The organism is Fischerella muscicola PCC 7414, from assembly GCF_000317205.1.
Classification (GTDB): Bacteria; Cyanobacteriota; Cyanobacteriia; order Cyanobacteriales; family Nostocaceae; genus Fischerella; species Fischerella muscicola.
In genome coordinates, this window is sequence record NZ_AJLK01000013.1 from 42,211 (window position 1) to 59,178 (window position 16,968).

At 41.6% G+C, this 16,968-nt stretch carries 16 protein-coding genes and 1 pseudogene; 8 read left to right on the plus strand and 9 right to left on the minus strand.

Annotated features, from left to right (window positions below):
• Nucleotides 1-106: 106 nt before the first annotated feature.
• The gene (locus UYI_RS0101960) at nt 107-1,603 is read left to right on the plus strand and encodes an NADH-quinone oxidoreductase subunit M (protein WP_016865010.1); all 1,497 of its coding nucleotides are present in this window, start codon (nt 107-109) and stop codon (nt 1,601-1,603) included.
• Between the two features lie 151 nt (nt 1,604-1,754).
• On the plus strand, nt 1,755-2,885 hold the full coding sequence (locus tag UYI_RS0101965; protein WP_016865011.1) for a CO2 hydration protein: 1,131 nt from the start codon (nt 1,755-1,757) through the stop codon (nt 2,883-2,885).
• A gap of 185 nt (nt 2,886-3,070) precedes the next feature.
• Here the strand turns inward: UYI_RS0101965 and UYI_RS39505 are convergent.
• From UYI_RS39505 to UYI_RS36395, 7 genes and pseudogenes are all read right to left on the minus strand, one after another.
• Nucleotides 3,071-3,166, minus strand: a pseudogene (locus tag UYI_RS39505) (element excision factor XisH family protein); the annotation flags it as partial.
• 256 nt (nt 3,167-3,422) lie between these two features.
• Entirely contained in the window at nt 3,423-4,250 is an 828-nt protein-coding gene (map, locus tag UYI_RS0101970; protein WP_016865012.1) for a type I methionyl aminopeptidase, read from the minus strand.
• A gap of 219 nt (nt 4,251-4,469) precedes the next feature.
• Nucleotides 4,470-4,937, minus strand: a complete 468-nt coding sequence (locus tag UYI_RS0101975) for a cupredoxin domain-containing protein (RefSeq protein ID WP_016865013.1) — start codon at nt 4,935-4,937, stop codon at nt 4,470-4,472.
• A 91-nt stretch (nt 4,938-5,028) separates the two neighbouring features.
• On the minus strand, nt 5,029-7,851 hold the full coding sequence (locus UYI_RS0101980) for a M16 family metallopeptidase (RefSeq protein WP_016865014.1): 2,823 nt from the start codon (nt 7,849-7,851) through the stop codon (nt 5,029-5,031).
• 210 nt (nt 7,852-8,061) lie between these two features.
• The gene (locus UYI_RS0101985; protein ID WP_026085692.1) at nt 8,062-8,514 is read right to left on the minus strand and encodes a VOC family protein; all 453 of its coding nucleotides are present in this window, start codon (nt 8,512-8,514) and stop codon (nt 8,062-8,064) included.
• Nucleotides 8,515-8,800: 286 nt separating this feature from the next.
• On the minus strand, nt 8,801-9,310 hold the full coding sequence (locus UYI_RS0101990) for a TIGR02652 family protein (protein ID WP_016865016.1): 510 nt from the start codon (nt 9,308-9,310) through the stop codon (nt 8,801-8,803).
• Between the two features lie 33 nt (nt 9,311-9,343).
• Nucleotides 9,344-9,526: a hypothetical protein gene (locus tag UYI_RS36395; protein WP_146007658.1), complete on the minus strand. Its 183-nt coding sequence runs from the start codon at nt 9,524-9,526 to the stop codon at nt 9,344-9,346.
• On the opposite strand from UYI_RS36395, the gene UYI_RS0101995 reads away from it, so the two are divergent.
• The 3 genes from UYI_RS0101995 to UYI_RS0102005 all read left to right on the plus strand — a co-directional run bounded on the left by UYI_RS0101995 (nt 9,516) and on the right by UYI_RS0102005 (nt 11,951).
• Entirely contained in the window at nt 9,516-10,043 is a 528-nt protein-coding gene (locus UYI_RS0101995; protein ID WP_016865017.1) for a gamma carbonic anhydrase family protein, read from the plus strand. The genes UYI_RS36395 and UYI_RS0101995 overlap by 11 nt on opposite strands.
• A gap of 318 nt (nt 10,044-10,361) precedes the next feature.
• Nucleotides 10,362-10,487 carry a photosystem II protein Y gene (locus UYI_RS0102000; RefSeq protein ID WP_009457343.1) on the plus strand — a complete coding sequence of 42 codons (126 nt, stop codon included), beginning with the start codon at nt 10,362-10,364 and terminating at the stop codon, nt 10,485-10,487.
• Between the two features lie 147 nt (nt 10,488-10,634).
• Nucleotides 10,635-11,951, plus strand: coding sequence for a bifunctional folylpolyglutamate synthase/dihydrofolate synthase (locus UYI_RS0102005; protein WP_016865018.1), 1,317 nt, complete (start codon nt 10,635-10,637; stop codon nt 11,949-11,951).
• A gap of 283 nt (nt 11,952-12,234) precedes the next feature.
• On the opposite strand, the gene UYI_RS0102010 is transcribed toward UYI_RS0102005, so the two are convergent.
• Complete coding sequence (locus UYI_RS0102010; protein WP_016865019.1) at nt 12,235-13,536, minus strand: ABC transporter substrate-binding protein; 1,302 nt, start codon at nt 13,534-13,536, stop codon at nt 12,235-12,237.
• 190 nt (nt 13,537-13,726) lie between these two features.
• Here UYI_RS0102010 and pilM point away from each other — a divergent pair, with 190 nt between their 5' ends.
• The gene (gene pilM, locus UYI_RS0102015) at nt 13,727-14,833 is read left to right on the plus strand and encodes a type IV pilus assembly protein PilM (RefSeq protein ID WP_016865020.1); all 1,107 of its coding nucleotides are present in this window, start codon (nt 13,727-13,729) and stop codon (nt 14,831-14,833) included.
• Between the two features lie 205 nt (nt 14,834-15,038).
• Here the strand turns inward: pilM and UYI_RS37900 are convergent, their stop codons facing one another.
• On the minus strand, nt 15,039-15,176 hold the full coding sequence (locus UYI_RS37900) for a hypothetical protein (protein WP_016865021.1): 138 nt from the start codon (nt 15,174-15,176) through the stop codon (nt 15,039-15,041).
• Nucleotides 15,177-15,192: 16 nt separating this feature from the next.
• Between UYI_RS37900 and UYI_RS0102025 the strand changes: the two genes are divergently transcribed.
• Together UYI_RS0102025 and UYI_RS0102030 are read left to right on the plus strand one after the other, a co-directional pair.
• The gene (locus UYI_RS0102025) at nt 15,193-15,957 is read left to right on the plus strand and encodes a PilN domain-containing protein (protein ID WP_016865022.1); all 765 of its coding nucleotides are present in this window, start codon (nt 15,193-15,195) and stop codon (nt 15,955-15,957) included.
• Entirely contained in the window at nt 15,954-16,709 is a 756-nt protein-coding gene (locus UYI_RS0102030; RefSeq protein ID WP_016865023.1) for a pilus assembly protein PilO, read from the plus strand. The genes UYI_RS0102025 and UYI_RS0102030 overlap by 4 nt, the downstream gene beginning before the upstream one ends.
• The last annotated feature ends 259 nt before the right edge of the window (nt 16,710-16,968 follow it).

The window sequence follows — 16,968 nt, forward strand, 5'->3', positions numbered from 1 at the left end:
GCACGCGGCCTACAGTGGTTAGTGGTTAATGGCTTACTAATCCTCGCACTCCCCCACCCCTCACACTCCCCCCACCTCCCTTTACTTCCCTAATCCCCAATTGCCTATGCTCAGTGCTTTAATTTTACTGCCGTTATTAGGTGCGGCTTTAATTGGTTTCCTGCCAGTTGGCATGAATGGAAAACTATCTCGTCGTATCGCTCTAGTCTTTGCTAGTTTGGCTTTTGCCTGGATAGTTTTCCTCGCAGTTCAGTTTAACCCAACCATAGTTAGTCAACAATTTGCTGAATTCCTACCTTGGATAGATGCTTTGGGTTTAAACTATTATCTCGGTATAGATGGCTTATCTTTGCCTTTACTACTTTTGAATGGACTTTTAACTGGCATTGCCATTTATAGTACAGACGAAGATATACAACGCCCACGATTTTATTACTCTTTACTATTGCTGTTAAGTGCGGGCGTCAGTGGAGCATTTCTAGCACAGGATTTACTACTATTCTTCCTGTTTTACGAGCTAGAACTGATTCCTCTTTATCTACTAATTGCGATTTGGGGCGGTCAAAAGCGTGGTTATGCGGCAACTAAATTTTTGATTTACACCGCTTTTTCTGGCATTTTAATTTTGGCAAGTTTCCTTGGGTTAGTGTGGCTGAGTGGTTCCCCTAGCTTTGCTCTAGAAAGTCTCAACAGCAAAGGCTTACCTTTAGCAACCCAAATTTTGCTGTTGGCAGGAATTTTAGTTGGTTTTGGCATCAAGATTCCCTTGGTTCCTTTCCATACTTGGTTGCCAGATGCTCACGTAGAAGCTTCCACACCAATTTCAGTCCTGTTGGCTGGCGTATTGTTAAAGTTGGGAACATACGGCTTACTACGTTTTGGCATGTACTTATTACCAGATGCTTGGAGATATGTAGCTCCCGCTTTGGCAACTTGGGCAGTAATCAGCGTCCTTTATGGTGCATCCTGTGCGATCGCCCAAAAAGACATGAAAAAAATGGTGGCATACAGTTCAATTGGACACATGGGTTACATCTTGTTAGCTGCTGCTGCTGCTACCCCATTAAGCATATTGGGAACTGTGATGCAAATGATTAGTCACGGTTTAATCTCTGCACTACTGTTTTTACTAGTGGGAGTAGTGTATAAAAAAGCAGGTAGCCGTGATTTAGATGTGCTGCGGGGACTATTTAACCCAGAACGAGGTATGCCTGTAATTGGTAGCTTGATTGTGATCGGAGTCATGGCCAGCGCGGGCATTCCAGGAATGTTAGGATTTATTGCGGAATTCGTCGTCTTTCGTGCCAGTTTTGCAGTTTATCCAGTGCAAACTTTGTTATGCATGATCGGTACAGGATTAACTGCCGTTTACTTCTTACTTCTCACCAACCGTGCCTTTTTTGGACGCTTATCAGCACAAGTCATCAACCTACCAAGAGTATATTGGAGCGATCGCACTCCAGCAATTGTTCTAGCCGTATTGATTGTCATCTTGGGTATTCAACCTGCTTGGTTAACACGTTGGAGTGAAGCAACAACAACAGCAATAGCCAATACTCAAAGTGTTGTTGCTCATGTTTCAGTACAAAGGATCGGGGATTAGTGATCCATTGGTCATTGGTCATTTGTCAATTGTCATTGGTCATTTGTTATTGGTTAGTGGTTAGTAGTTAGTAGTAATTCCTCTACTCCCCACACTCCCCACACTCCCCACACTCCCCACCTCCCCGCTCCCTTTCATCAGGAGAACTGCAATGGTAACTACTACAAATAATCGTATTCGCCATCCATTAACGGAGTTTATTCAACGGTTGCAAACAGGCGAAGCATTACTTCGCGACACCCCAGAAAATGTATTAGAAGTAGTTGGCATCCTCAAAAGCTACGGCGTTGTTTTAGATGCTTACTCAAAAAATCTTATCTATATTGCCGAAAATCAATTTTTAGTATTTTTCCCTTTTTTCAAATATTTTAATGGCGAAATTTCTTTCCAGAAATTACTGCGTCACTGGTGGCACGATCGCATTAATTTTGAGTATGCCGAGTATTGTATGAAAGCCATGTTTTGGCATGGTGGCGGTGGACTAGATCAATATTTAGACACAAAAGATTTTCAACAAAGAGCTAAAGCTGTGATTGCAGCTAAATTTCAAAATAATCCCATCATGATGGGAATTAATCAACTCTTTCCTGATTTTTTGATTGAGCAGTTGCGCGTTTGTTGTTACTACAGTGGGTTAGGTCAATTTTGGCGGGTGATGGCCGATATTTTCCTCAGCTTATCAGACCTCTATGATCAAGGCAAAATTAAATCAATTCCGCAAGTTGTAAACCATATCAAAACTGGTTTAGTAGAAGCTGCACATAAGCCGATTACCTACTCTGTGAAAATTAAAGATAAAGTTTACGAAATTCTTCCCGCTAGTCTAGGCTTAACATTCCTTGCAGATACAGCAATTCCTTATGTAGAAGCTGTCTTCTTTCGGGGAACACCTTTTCCTGGCACAGTTTCCTACAATGCCCAAGCATATCAAATTCCACCAGACCAAGGTAGATTTCAGTACGGTGCTTTGTATGCTGATCCTCTACCCATTGGCGGCGCTGGTATTCCTCCCACATTGCTAATGCAAGATATGCGTCACTTTCTGCCAGAGTATTTACATGAAGTTTATCGCCACAGTCTTCGGGGAGAAGATGATTTACGAGTAAAAATATGCATGACTTTTCAAAAGTCAATGTTTTGTGTGACTACAGCAGCTATTTTGGGACTTATGCCTTACCCTGCGGATACTCAAGATCCACAAGAACAGGAACTTAACCGAGTCTATTTAGAAAAGTGGATGGATAGATTACAAACATCGCGATTGATGGATGTTAATAGTTAGTTTTGGCAAAGATTATTGGAAATCAGGATCATTCAACTCCTTCCCCTTTAACCTTTAACCCAGCAATAAATGCTTTTTTCAGGTGTTGTATAGTGGTGAAGGTGTAGGGGTGGGAGTTGGAGTTTGGGCAATAACCAAATCCCAAAGGTGAGATAAATAAATTGAGGGTAGCCAATCTATCTTTGTTATGTAAGCATTACTTCTTCAAATTCTATTTCCAGTGGGTCATCGGTAACTATCCAGTCTTCTTTCTGGAGTGCATTTTTGACCGCTTTATGGAATAAGTCTCGCTGACATCAGCAAACAACTTTGTTTGTATTTATAATAGAAGTGCGTGTACATTCTACCAAATACGGTCTTTCAACATTAGTAGTGCTGTGCGATCGCATCCAACAAGATTAAAATGTCGGTGGTAATTCTGGTGAAGGGCTACCAATAGTTAAGAATCATGAAGAATCTGCAAAAATGCGATCGCTCTTATTTAACTAATGAGATGGGAGAGCGATCGCATTTTTTATGTCAAAATCGCAATAAAAATTATACCAAAGAGCGATCAGTTAAAATTTCGTAGCCTGTTTCTGTCACCAACACAGTATGCTCAAATTGAGCCGACAAAGCATTATCTACAGTTACAGCTGTCCAACGATCTGCTAGTATCCGTGTATACTTAGAGCCAGCATTTAAAATTGGTTCAATTGCCAGTGTCATTCCCTCCCGTAGCTTCACATTTGGCATGTCATGAGTCCGAAAATTGAATACCGAAGGTTCTTCGTGGAGGTTACGGCCGACACCATGACCAGTAAAGTCTTCTACTACGGTTAACTTGTTAGCTTTCACATGGTCTTCAATTGCACCTGCAATATCCATCAGGTAATTTCCTGCTTTTACCTGTTCGATACCTTTATAAAGTGCTTCTTCAGCAACGCGAATCAATCTCGCAGCTTCTGGAGTGACTTCACCGACAGCAATAGTAATGCAAGAGTCACCATGAAAACCTTCGTAATAAGCTCCTGTATCTACTTTTAAAACATCCCCAGATCGAATAACTTTCTTCTTGCTAGGAATGCCATGCACCACTTCATTATTGATACTGGAGCAGATAGAACCAGGAAAGCCGTGATAGCCTTTAAAGCTGGGTGTTGCACCCATTTCCCGAATGCGTTTTTCCGCATAAGCATCTAAGTCAGCTGTGGTCATTCCTGGCTGTACCAACTCAGAAATTTCTTTAAGCACAGTTGCCACAATTTTAGCTGATTGCCGCATAATTTCAATTTCACGTGGCGACTTAATTTCAATGCCTCTGCGTTGTCTTTTGGGACGGTTATTTTGAGTTGGTTGAGAAAGCAGGTTACTTAGAATGTTCATGGGGAATTAGTAGTTATTTGCGCCTTGCTGCTTTTTTCATTTTTAGTTGTTAGTTGTTCATTATTTGTTGTTTGAAGCAACTACTAACTACTGTACGAGCAGGGTAAGGTTAGTTGAGAAATAGTATCTATATTTTAAGTTAACGTATTTTTACCTTTTGACTTCCGCCTTTTTCACCATCCGCATATTAGCAACTGGTAACTGATAACTGATAACTGTTCACTGAATGACAATATCTCCTGTCATCCCAGCTTCAGTATGTCCTGCAATTGGACAACGTAAGCCATACTTACCAGGCTTAAGCGGAACAAATACCCACTCAGCCTCAGCCCCTGGCTTCAGTTCCACTTCATGAATGGCTCCTTTTACCTCTACTTTGCCAGCTTCGACTTTTTGTGTCCAAATTCCATCAGCAAAATCTTTAGCAGTAAAGTAGTGCTTTTGATTACTAGGATTAATCAGCTTTAGCTTATAACGTTTACCTGCCAAAAATTCTAGATGATTTGGCTCATATTTCAGTTCGTTGGCAGAGTTACCAAGGCTAACTGTAATTTCTGTAGGTGGCTGCTTCAGTAAATCCCCAGATAAGCTAGCTGCTTCTGTTGGAGTAGCTGTGAGGATAGTGAAACTTAGTAGCACCAGTACAACGCATATAAGTTGTAAAATCTTTAGGAATATTTTTGTCATTTGTCCTTTGTCCTTTGTTCTTTGTCATTTGTTGATTGTTAGTTATTAGCTATTTACCACTAACTACTAACCAATAACCAATAACCAATGACTAATGACTATCCGCTACTATAGTTGGCCCAGCAGTCACCACAACGATTTTATCGGGATGGAGTAACTCACGACCTGCTTGATTGACTTGCTCAAGGGTAACTGAGGCAATTTTACTAACAAAAGAGCGCAATTCTTCTTTATCTAACCCATAAACCTTATTCATCAAAATTCTGTATGCCAATTCCTCTGGATTGGCAAGTGAAACATTGTAGTTACTGATTAAGGTGCGCTTTGCTGTTTCCAATTCTTCAGGGGTGACACCTTGCTGATGAATTTCTTCTAGTAGTTGGCGAGTGCTGTTGATGGCACGAGTTGCGTCTTCTGGTGCTGTTTGCATTTCAATCAAAAATATACCGACGTTTTTCCCAACTTGGAAGGTGCTATAAATTCCGTAGGTCAAGCCTTGACGATCGCGTATTTCTGCCCCCAGTCTACTAGATAGAGTATCGCCGCCTAGTATCTGATTTAATACCAATGCTGCATAATATCGTGGATCTAGGCGATTAATCCCTGTGTTACCCATATAAGTAACAGCTTGGGCTTTACCTGGCAGTACCGGATTAACACGCACAATTTTGTCTGGTACTGATACTACAGGGTATTCTAATTTTGGAGCTTCGCCGCTAACTTTCCAGTTACCAAATTCAGCTTCGATGAGCGATCGCACTTGTTGAGGGTCAAAATCTCCTACCAGTGCCAGTACCATTGCATCTGGACGGTAGTGTTGTGTTTTAAAAGCAACTAAATCTTCTCTACGAATGCGCTGCAAACTCTTTTGTGTAGCAAATTTGTGCAATGGGTGGGTTTTCGGATACACAGATTGCACAAATGTTCTTTTTGCAACTTCTGTAGGATCGTCTAATTCCTCCTTCAAGTTGGTTAAAGCTTGTTGTCGAGTCAGTTCTAATTCTTTACTGGGAAAAGTCGGATTTTTGACTACATCTGCTAAAATTTGCACAACAACAGGCAAGTCTCCTGCCAAGCTGCTACCCTGAATTTCTACACCTTCACGATAAGACTCAAAATCTAAACTAGCACCGCGTTCATCCAAAGCTTTCGCGATCGCCAATACATCCCTTGTTTTAGTCCCGTTCATCAAGTTCTCTGCCACAAGAGCTGCGAGTCCGGCTTTCGCTTCTGAGTCAAATTCATTACCAGCTTTTATATAGCCACTCAAAGTCACTGTTGGCGAACTTTTGTCTGGCAACAACAATACTTCCAAGCCATTAGATAATTTGAATTGCTCTGGTGGAGTGAGGGATAGCCCAGTGGGAACTGTTTTCATATCCACGGGTGGCAAATATTTCACCACCTCGGGAGCTACTTCTGATGTATCAGCAGAGAAATTTTCAGTGATGAGTGTAGAGTGTAATTTAGTGTCGCTCTTTTCTAATGCTTGGATTTGAGTTGGTTCAAAATTGCCAACAAAACGTGCTTTCTGTTGCAAATATTTATTTGTGACACGTTGCACATCCCTAACAGTTACCCGACGGATGGCTGCTAGATAGCGCTCTGTGTAGCGATAATCACCAGCCGTAGTTTGATCGTTACCCAGCTGCATCGCTTGACTGGTAATATCACGGTTATTCAAAATTACAGCAGCTTCTAACTGTGCTTTGGCGCGATTCACTTCTTCTGGTTTTGCTCCCTGCACAGCAACAGATGCGATCGCTTTTTGCATCGCTGTATCAATTTTTTTCAAATTTTCGCCAGGTGCAGCAGTCACAGATAATTCATACCAACCAGCTTCATGCAAACTCACAATCGAACCTGTCACATCGGTTGCTATACCAGATTCCACCAATGTCTGATCAAGCCGGGAGTTCCGTCCTTCTGTCAAGATGTAATCCATCACATCTAACGCTGGTATATCAGGATGATTTACATCTGGTAAAGGATATATCGCTTGCAACAATGCGTTTGCTCCCGGTTCGCGCAAGGTTATGGGAAAGTGGGAAATTTTTTGACTCTTGACGCTTGATACTTGACTTTTGACACTTGATACTTGACTTTTCTGTATTTTCCCAAATATATCTTTCACAACTTTGAGGGTTTTGGCTGTGTCAAAATCACCAACAATTACCAAAACAGCATTATCGGGACTGTAGAATTTCCGATAGTATTCTTGTACCTGTTTAACTTGAAATTTCTCAACATCAACTTTAGTGCCACCTACAGGTAAGCCATAAGGATGTTCAGGAAATACTGTTTGTAGCACCGCACGATTTAGGCGATACTCTGGGCTATTTTCGTAGCCTTGCAACTCAGAAATCACTACCCGCTTTTCACTTTCTAGTTTTTCTGCATCAATCAGAGCATTTTGCATTCTGTCTGCTTCTAATATCAACAGAGCGTTGAGCTTATCACGTTCTGCGGTGCTATAATATGCAGTCTGATCATAGCTAGTGAAAGCATTGGAGTCGCTACCTAAAGCACTAAACAAACGTCCAAATTGAATTGGACGGTTTTTTGTGCCTTTGAACATCATATGTTCTAATTGATGGGCAATACCATTTACACCTGGTTGTTCGTTGCGTGAGCCAACCTTATACCACATCTGTACCGATACCACTGGTGCTGAATGGACTTCCTTTGTCAACACCATCAGACCATTTTCCAGTACTGTCTGAGAAACGTTCTCTGTCACGTAATTTTTTTGTGTTTTTTTTAAAGCATTTTCTTTAAGAGTTTTTACTAAGGTATAATTTGTGGTTGTGTGACTAGTAGCTGATCCATCACTCAGTAGCAAAACCGCAATTAACCAGAGAGTCAACACAAAAATAGAAAGACGATATCTATGCAACTTGTTAAACACAGACATGTATTTGCTTGATGTATCTGTAAATTAAATTACAGAATTTTTCTATGACTATAGTGTATTACTGCTAGGGATTTTGTTACCTCAGCAACACTACAGAGAAAGAATATTCTACTGAGAAAGTAATAAAATGACAACTAGCTCAGGGATGAAGTTTTGTTTGGGGAAGGGGACAAGGGGGACAAGTTTAATTCTTTACCTTTCCCAGATCCCCTATCCCTTATCCCCAAGTGTTGCTAAAACTCGAATTAATTCCAGGGGTAAGCCGTCAGCATCAGCAATAAAAGCGACTTCATAAACGCGATCGCCTATTTGCTGTTGAGTTGGTTCTAACAAAACCTGGAGTGGTTGTAGATATTCTGGTTGTTCTTGTGCAGCAAGAGCAAAAGTTTCTGTTAATTTTGTCAAGTAGCTAGGTAAATCGGGAGTAACTTCACTCAGATCAAAAGATAAGTGATAGTAGCCTACATAATGTTCGTCGGCAAATGCATCTGGTGCTGGTTTTGGTTCTGGTATTTGAATCAGCTCTATTCTGCCGCCTAGTCCTTCCATCCAACAAGCAAGAGTATAACCAGTGGTGAAGCGTTCGCAAACTGTAAACCCTAGTTGTTCATAGAAGGCGATCGCTTTATGGATATTAGCGGTACGAATGGAAGCGTGGTGCATAATTTGGTAATTGGTAATTGGTAATTGGGCATTGGGCATTGGGCATTGGGCATTGGTCATTAGTCATTGGGAATACCCCATAACCAACAACCAACCACTAACCACTAACCACTAACCACTAACCACTAACTACTAACCACTAACCACTAACCACTAACCACTAACCACTAACCACTAACCACTAACCACTAACCACTAACTACTAACCACTAACCACTAACCACTAACCACTAACTACTAACTACTAACTACTAACTACTAACTATCAACAACGAACTAATAACTATTATTCAAACAATCGAAAATAAGGATAGCGCACAGGTACGCCAGGTTCTTTTTCCAAATCAAAATTAATTACTTCCCAACAGGGTTCTTCTGTGGAATCTGGGCTAAACTCTACTGGCAAACCATATAATCGTGCCGCAGTCCCTTCCGACTGTCCTCCCCGCCAAGGAGTGCTGCGTTCTAAATACCCACTCATCAACTCTAGATAGCGGCGAGCGATAATTACCCGTGTTGCTCGATAACCTTGTGTATATAACTTGTCTAGGGCTTCGTGAATTTCAAAGCGAATGCCATCGGGATGGGTATGTTGCCGATACCATTCTCCATTCCATCTGCGCCAATGTCGTCCAGACTGTAAATGAATCAACTCTCCAGTTTTGGGGTTGGCTTCAAACGCGCCATGACGGGGACACAGATAGGTATCTGTCAGTGTCAGTGCCGGTATTGTCTGTCGGCAGTGGGGACACTGTATTTCAGGGCCAAATATTGGGTACTGCAAGCCTGGATTCATCATGAAGTGCATAAAAGAAGAATGGTTTTGTCTTCACCAGTGACGTTGGTTTTTGTTACACTTCTGCGCCACATCATAAGCGTATTTACTGACTGCTGCCTCAGCGAACAGGCTCGAAGCCATGATATTCTGGTTTTGCAACCAGCCTTCAAAGTTGGAAATTTTCCAGTGTTCCTGAGTACCATATTCATATTCATATTCTATCGTGTCTAACACTTTCTACTGGTCTTCTCCTAATATTTCTCAAGCCGCCTTCATTGCACCTAACGCTGTTGTTATCGGTTCAGTGAATATAGCGGCAGGGGTGAGCATTTGGTATGGAGCAGTCATTAGGGGAGATGTAGAACGGATTGAAATTGGCGAATGCACCAACATCCAAGATGGAGCAATTCTACACGGAGATCCGGGTAAGCCCACAATCTTAGAAGACCATGTTACCGTAGGGCATCGTGCTGTGGTACATTCAGCCTACATTGAACGTGGAAGTTTGATTGGAATTGGGGCAATTATTTTAGATGGAGTCAGAGTCGGGGCTGGCAGCATTGTAGGGGCTGGCGCAGTCGTCACCAAAGATGTACCGCCTAAATCCCTTGTAGTGGGGACTCCTGCAAAGGTATTGCGTCAAGTCACAGATACTCAGGCAGCAGAATTGATTGAACACGCTGAACGTTACAAAAAGTTAGCTTTAGTCCATGCTGGGAAAGGGACTGATATTGGTTTTAGCGCACATTGAGGAAGGATGGGGAGGTGGGGTGATGGGGTGATGGGGAGTAGTAAACAATTAACCACCAACCACTAACCACCAACCACCAACCACCAACCACTAACTACTAACCACCAACTACTAACCACCAACCACCAACCACCAACCACTAACCACTAACCACTAACCACTAACCACTAACCAACAACAATCAACAATTGACAATTGACTAAATTTGTAAAGAATCTTTACATAATTGTTGGGAAAAATTGTCCACTTCAGCTAAAAATAAAAAAATGAGAAGTGTTGACAATACTTTAAGTTGTACTTAAGAGAGGGGTATTAGATATGGACTTAGATATGCGTGTAGTTATCGTGTTGGCGCCAGTTGCGATCGCAGCGGGTTGGGCATTGTTTAATATTGGCGCTGCTGCTTTAAGACAAGTACAAAGCTTTTTGAATAAAGAAGCCTAAAATATACTCAACATCATCAGTCTGATACCGACTGTTTCTCATTGGAGCAGTCGGTTTTATTATTTAGTTGTTTGTTGTTTGTTGTTAGTTGTTTGTTTACAATCAACTACCAACTACCAACCATCAACCATCAACCTTTAAGAACTTGTGGATATCAACTCCTTATTACAACCCTTACAAAAGTTTGGCATCCATTTGGGACTTGAAGCCAGCCAAAAATTGTTGGCAAATCTTGGTAATCCCCATCATCAAGTTCCGGTAATTCATGTTGCTGGTACTAACGGTAAAGGTTCTGTTTGTGCCTATATTTCTTCGGTTCTTACGGAGGCGGGATATCGCACGGGACGCTACATCTCTCCCCATTTAGTTGATTGGACAGAACGTATTTGTATTAATCAACAGCCAATTTCTTCTAAGAAATTTTGCAAATTATTGCAAGAAGTTAAAGCTGCTATTTCCCCAAATGATGACTCACCGACTCAGTTTGAGGTGATTACCGCAGCAGCTTGGTTATATTTTGCTCAGGAAAAAGTGGATGTAGCAGTAGTAGAAGTTGGATTGGGAGGACGCTTAGATGCTACTAATGTCTGTGAACAACCTCTAATTACCGTCATTACATCCATTAGTCGCGAACATTGGCAGCGACTCGGCCCTACCGTTGCCGATATCGCTAGAGAAAAAGCGGGTATTCTCAAACCAGGATGTCCCGCTGTGATTGGCCCCTTACCACCAGATGCAGAACAAGTTGTGCGATCGCGCGTTTTGGAATTACAATGCCCCATCTACACACCACAACCAGCCCGTCAAATTGCTGGGGGATGGGCAGAATATGAAAGATTGGTAAGTGGGGAGAAAGATCACCCTATCAAATACCCTTTACCGCTACAGGGACAAATTCAGTTGACAAATTCAGCTATAGCTTTATGTGCTTTGGAAATTTTGCAACAAAAGGGTTGGCAGATTTCTGAGCAAGCCATTATTAATGGTATGGCTAAAACCCAGTGGCCAGGACGAATGCAATGGATTAACTGGAAAAATTATAAACTATTGCTTGATGGCGCTCATAACCCGGCAGCTGCTCAAGTTTTGCGAAATTATGTAGATATTTTATTAAATCCTAGAGAAGCTGATATTTCCCCATTCTTTGATACCCCATCCAAAATCGGCGTAACTTGGGTAATGGGAATGCTTTCAACTAAGGATCATCAGGAAATTTTTCAAGCCTTACTCCGACCAAATGACCAATTGTATTTAGTACCAGTACCCAATCATAGTTCAGCTAATCCTGAGGAATTAGCAAAGCTAGCCAGGGATATTTGTCCAGAATTGAGTATTTGTAATACTTTTCCAGATGTCACATCCGCACTAGAAGCCGCTTTTTCCTCGACGGATGATTTGGTTGTTTTATGTGGTTCATTATATTTAATTGGGCATTTTTTAAAAGAATTAAGAGCCAATAGTTAAAAATAAAATCGCCGTGAACTAAAGTTTCGGCTGATAGCTAAAACCTGCTAAAGCGGGTTCAAGCTAAATTTGTCTTGATTTCAGTCAGTTAAAAATGACTTTAGCTATTGGCCTTGGAATTTATTCCAAGGCGGTAAAATTCGCAAAATCAGGATTTGAATGCTTCTAAACAAAATGACTTTTACATATCTATGACCTATAATTCCTTGATGGTACAAGAAAGTAGATTGCTCTGTGGGAGTAATTCAAAATCCAAAATCCAAAATCGGATGACCATTGACTATTAAATACGGCTATTCCACTCCTGTGCTGCATCTTCTACAGCTTTATCCACAGTCTTCTCATCTAACATTGCTGCTTGCAAGTTCTCATAAATTGCCTTTTGCAGAATATTGAAATTTTTCAAAGTAGGGGTTAGAACTTCTGCTTGTTGCATTTGACTAGCGCTAATTGCCCTAGCTTTATCTATTGTTGAGGCATTTGCTGATACATTCTTGAAATAGCTATCAGATAAAGCCTTGACTGTGGATGGTAGGACATTTGCTTGTTTCGCAAAAGCTAGCTGATTTTCATCATTGGTTAGAAACAGCGCAAATTTGACAGCAGCATCTGGTTGCTTTGTGTCACGAGGAATAACTACGTTCATCACAGCGACATTTTTCTTACCCGTGTCACCAGTAATCTGAGGTGCGATCGCAGAAGCTTTAGCGATCACAGGTGCATTATTAGCTATCTGTTTGAGAAATTCCGGACCTGAAGCTAGTAACGCCGTTTCTCCAGATTGATATAACTCTATAGCATGACGATGCCCTTGTGTCAATACTTCTTTTGGCAGGAGACCTTTTTTGTAAAGATCTATCCAATACTGAAATGCTGCTTTACCTTGCGTAGAGTTAAAAGCAGCTTTTCCTTCGGAATCTACTAGGGTGACTCCCATTTGTACAAAAGATTCTAAAACTTCACCAGAATCTTGCGGAACAAAAGTGACAAAAAAGGCATACTTACCAGTTTTATCTTTAATTTGTTGAGCTACCTGTGCCAATTCAGTATAAGTAGCAGGTGGCTGATTGATACCTGCCTGTTTTAATAAATCAGTGTTATAAATAGTTAGCCGTGTGGTGAGATACCAGGGTATTCCAAAACTCTTACCATTCAGCGTGCTAGCTTTCCATATATTTGGTAGATATGAGGCGCGTACGTTATTTGGGACTTTTGTATCCAAGTCTAACCAAGCATTTCTACTTGCTAACTGAGATGCAAAATCCGGATTTAGGTTCACAACATCAGGTGGCGTTTTTGCGGAGACAGCTGTTAAAATTTTGTTTTCCATTTCCGCCCAAGGTATATCCACCCAGTTAACTTTTATACCTGAATTTTGTGACTCAAAAGTTGCAATCAGGCTTTGGAAGTAGTCGGTAAATTGAGGTTTGAGTTGCATAGTCCAAAACTCAATTTTTGCCGCTCCTAAAGATGCCTGTTTTGTGCTTGGGTTAACGTTACCTGTACTGCAACTGACAATCCAACTTGTCAGTAAGCCAACTAACGCCCAAATAGTTAATCTTTTGAATTTTTGAACTTGAATCATTGTGCTTATAGTTTTTCAGTTAAATCAGGGTGAAAAGTTGATGATTCGTCATTGGTCAATGGTCATTGGTCAATGGTTATTGGTTAATAGTTAGTGGTAAGTAGCTAATAACTAACAATCAACAAATGACAAATGACAGAGGACAAATAACTTTTAAATTTTTCAATTTAGCATTCATGCGGACAAAACAGTGGTTAAAAGCATCAATAATTTGTTTAGCAAATCTAGGGGTGGAGTTGGCATCGAACTGGCGCCACAATGCGTGAAGGTCGCTCGTTTACGCAAACAACGCCAAGGTCTGAAACTAGACGCTTTAACATCAGTACCGGTTCCAGAAGGTGTTTTTGTTGATGGTCAAATTGCTGATCCTCCAGCAATGGCACAAATCATTCAGCAGGCACTCACAGAGAGTAAAGTAAAAGCCTCTCGGGTTGCCACTGCTGTCACGGGACGAGATTCAATTGTACGCCTGATACCCGTTCCATCAGAATTAGATGATAAAGAGCTACGCGAGATGGTGTTAAACCATGAAGCAAGCTTATATTTACCCTATCCTCGTGAAGAAGCTGATGTAGATTATCAGAAACTTGGGTACTTTATAGATGAAGATGGGATTGAAAAAGTACAAGTGCTACTGGTTGCAACTCGCAAGGAAATTACTGATACCTACATAAATACATTCGAGCAGGCAGGATTACAAATTGATGTCTTAGAAATCAATTCTTTTGCGCTGATTCGGACAATTCGTGACCAGTTGCGGCAATACGGGCCACAAGAAGCAGCAGTTTTAGTCGATATAGAATTCGACAGTACAGAGATTGCCATCATCGTTAACGGAGTACCGCAATTTTCGCGGACAGTCCCCTTGGGAACTTATCAAATGCAAATGGCACTGGCCAGAGCAATGAGTTTACCTGCATCACGAGATATGGAATTGTTGCAGGGGATGAGTATTCCTCTAAATACTATGGAAGGCGCAAAAACGGGTGTCACCAAAGCTAATCCTGGTATAGCAGCAATGATGCGAGTGTTAGGAGAACTGACAGATGAACTACGCCGTTCCATCGATTTTTATCTCAACCAAAGTGAAAACTTAGAGGTAGCGCAGATTTTCTTGTCAGGACCAGGTGGAGGACTGGCCCAGTTAGATGAGTTCTTCACACAAAGATTGAGTTTGCCAACCTCTCAAGTAGACCCCATTGGATCTTTATCCTTGCAAGTTGACGAAGAAAAGTTTCCGAATGTGCAACGTCCTGGGTTGGGGATTGTGCTGGGGCTTGGGATGCGGGAGGTGTGAGGAGATGGGGAGGTGGGGAGATGGAGTGATGGGGTGATGGGGTGATGGGGGGCTAGGGGTCCCCACTTTGTGGGGTTGGGGGGCAATGGGGTGATGGGGTGATGGGGTGATGGGGTGATGGGGTGATGGGGAGTTTGGGGGGTGTGGGGAGTGTGAGGAGTAGTAAGCCATTAACCACTAACCACCAACTACTAACTACTAACTACTAACTACCGACCACCAACCAAAAACCAACAACCAACAACCACCAACCAACAACTACCAACCAACAACCAACAACCAACAACCACCAACCAACAACTACCAACCAACAACCAACAACCAACAACCAACAACTAACCAATTACAAATGACGAAAAATGTATAGTTTAGATATTAATTTTCTCAAAGATCGGCCAAACTTTCCGAAAAATGGTGAAAAAAGGGTAAAAGTACCGATGAATACAGGTAATTTAGCACCTGTGTTTATTGGAGTGGCAATTGGTGTTATTTTTCCAGCTTTTGTAGCAACTGGTTGGTGGCTTTTGCAAGCAAAAAATGCTGAGTTGGAGCAAGTAATTGCACAACTGGAACAAGAGAGCAAAAGCTTAGATGCCCAAATCGGTAGTATTAACAAGATTAAAGAAGAAACCAATAAAGTTAAGGGGGAAACTCAATCTTTAGTGGCTGTATTTGATCAGATTCGTCCTTGGTCTGCAATGTTACAAGATTTGCGCGATCGCATTCCAGCTACAGTACAAATAGAAAATGTCAAGCAAATAGCACCTGCTGCCGCAGCCGAGGGACAGCCACCACCAAATCCCGCCGGGGGAGTAGAAATTACTGGTATAGCTCGCTCTTTCAATGATGTCAACGATTTTTTGCTTAGTTTGCAACAATCTCGTTTCTTTAAAGCTAGTGAAGTCAAAATTATTTCCACAGAACTAGTAGATGCACCAGTAAAAAATCCTGGTACTCAAACAGGTGTAGTCATTAAACCACCGAAAGTAGCCAGATACACTATTCAAACCAACCTCAGCGATATTCCAGCTTCGGATTTAATCCGAGAATTAGAACAAAAAGGCACAGTGGGATTAGTCGCACGTATTCGCAGTTTGCAAAAAACAGGAGTCATTCAAAAATGACGCTGAGTCAAGATATTAATTTTGTGGAAGATGGGGAATCACTAGAGGCTGCATCAGCCTACCCCGTTGTCTTTGGTATTAGCTTTACACCCAAAGTTATAGGCATCTTAGTAGGGGTGTTGGGATTTGCTGGTGCGCTTTACATGTTGTTCAACTTAGTAATGCCAGCTTGGGAAACCTTTGGACAAAACCAAGCAAAACAAGGTGAACTGCAAGGACAAGTTGACCAAAAGAAAGCCACCATCAAACAGATGGATAAAGTCAAACAGGAACTCGCAGACGCCAAACAGCAACAAACCCAAGTTTTAGGTTTGTTTGCGAATGAGAAAACCTTAGATACCTTACTGCTGGACTTGAATCGTCTAGTTGAGTCTAACAATGCCACAGTTTCCATCAATGTTACCAGAGCCGAACTGAAGAAATTTGTACCAGTTTCAGATAAAGCTGAACCAATTATTGATGGCTCATTGGGACAACAGGTAGACGGCAAGCTGAAGCGTAGAAGTGTGAATGTGGAAATTATCGGAACTTATGAACAAACGCAATCAATACTCCGCAATATTGAGCGTTTGCAGCCTTTATTGATAGTAAAAGACTATCAATCTACCTTAGCTCCCCAACCAGCTTCAGAACCAGGCAAAACGCTATTGCGGATAGGACCAGCACCTATTTCTACATCTTTTCAATTACAGGCGCTGATGCCACTGACTCCAGAAGATATCGCAGCCCTTCAAGCAGCAGCGAAGAAGTGATGGGGAGATGGGGAGATGGGGTGGTGGGGAGTGTGAGGGGTGTGAGGGGTGTGAGAAGTAGGGGAATAACCACTAACAACCAACCACTAACTAATAACCACTAACTACTAACCACTAACCACTAACCACTAACCACTTAATTTAGTGACACTGTGATATTTCAGCAGAATTTTTGGGAAATATACAAACTATAAACACAATTAACAGCGATCGCACTTACGTATAAATACCAAGAAATTGGTCGCAAAAATAGTCAAAA

Excerpts from the sequence above, each read along its gene's own strand:
- UYI_RS0101960 (WP_016865010.1), top strand. The coding sequence starts at position 107 with ATGCTCAGTGCTTTAATTTTACTGCCGTTATTAGGTGCGGCTTTAATT.
- UYI_RS0101965 (WP_016865011.1), top strand. The coding sequence starts at position 1,755 with ATGGTAACTACTACAAATAATCGTATTCGCCATCCATTAACGGAGTTT.
- map (WP_016865012.1), bottom strand. The coding sequence starts at position 4,250 with ATGAACATTCTAAGTAACCTGCTTTCTCAACCAACTCAAAATAACCGT.
- UYI_RS0101975 (WP_016865013.1), bottom strand. The coding sequence starts at position 4,937 with ATGACAAAAATATTCCTAAAGATTTTACAACTTATATGCGTTGTACTG.
- UYI_RS0101980 (WP_016865014.1), bottom strand. The coding sequence starts at position 7,851 with ATGTCTGTGTTTAACAAGTTGCATAGATATCGTCTTTCTATTTTTGTG.
- UYI_RS0101985 (WP_026085692.1), bottom strand. The coding sequence starts at position 8,514 with ATGCACCACGCTTCCATTCGTACCGCTAATATCCATAAAGCGATCGCC.
- UYI_RS0101990 (WP_016865016.1), bottom strand. The coding sequence starts at position 9,310 with ATGAATCCAGGCTTGCAGTACCCAATATTTGGCCCTGAAATACAGTGT.
- UYI_RS0102000 (WP_009457343.1), top strand. The coding sequence starts at position 10,362 with ATGGACTTAGATATGCGTGTAGTTATCGTGTTGGCGCCAGTTGCGATC.
- UYI_RS0102010 (WP_016865019.1), bottom strand. The coding sequence starts at position 13,536 with ATGATTCAAGTTCAAAAATTCAAAAGATTAACTATTTGGGCGTTAGTT.
- UYI_RS0102025 (WP_016865022.1), top strand. The coding sequence starts at position 15,193 with ATGTATAGTTTAGATATTAATTTTCTCAAAGATCGGCCAAACTTTCCG.
- UYI_RS0102030 (WP_016865023.1), top strand. The coding sequence starts at position 15,954 with ATGACGCTGAGTCAAGATATTAATTTTGTGGAAGATGGGGAATCACTA.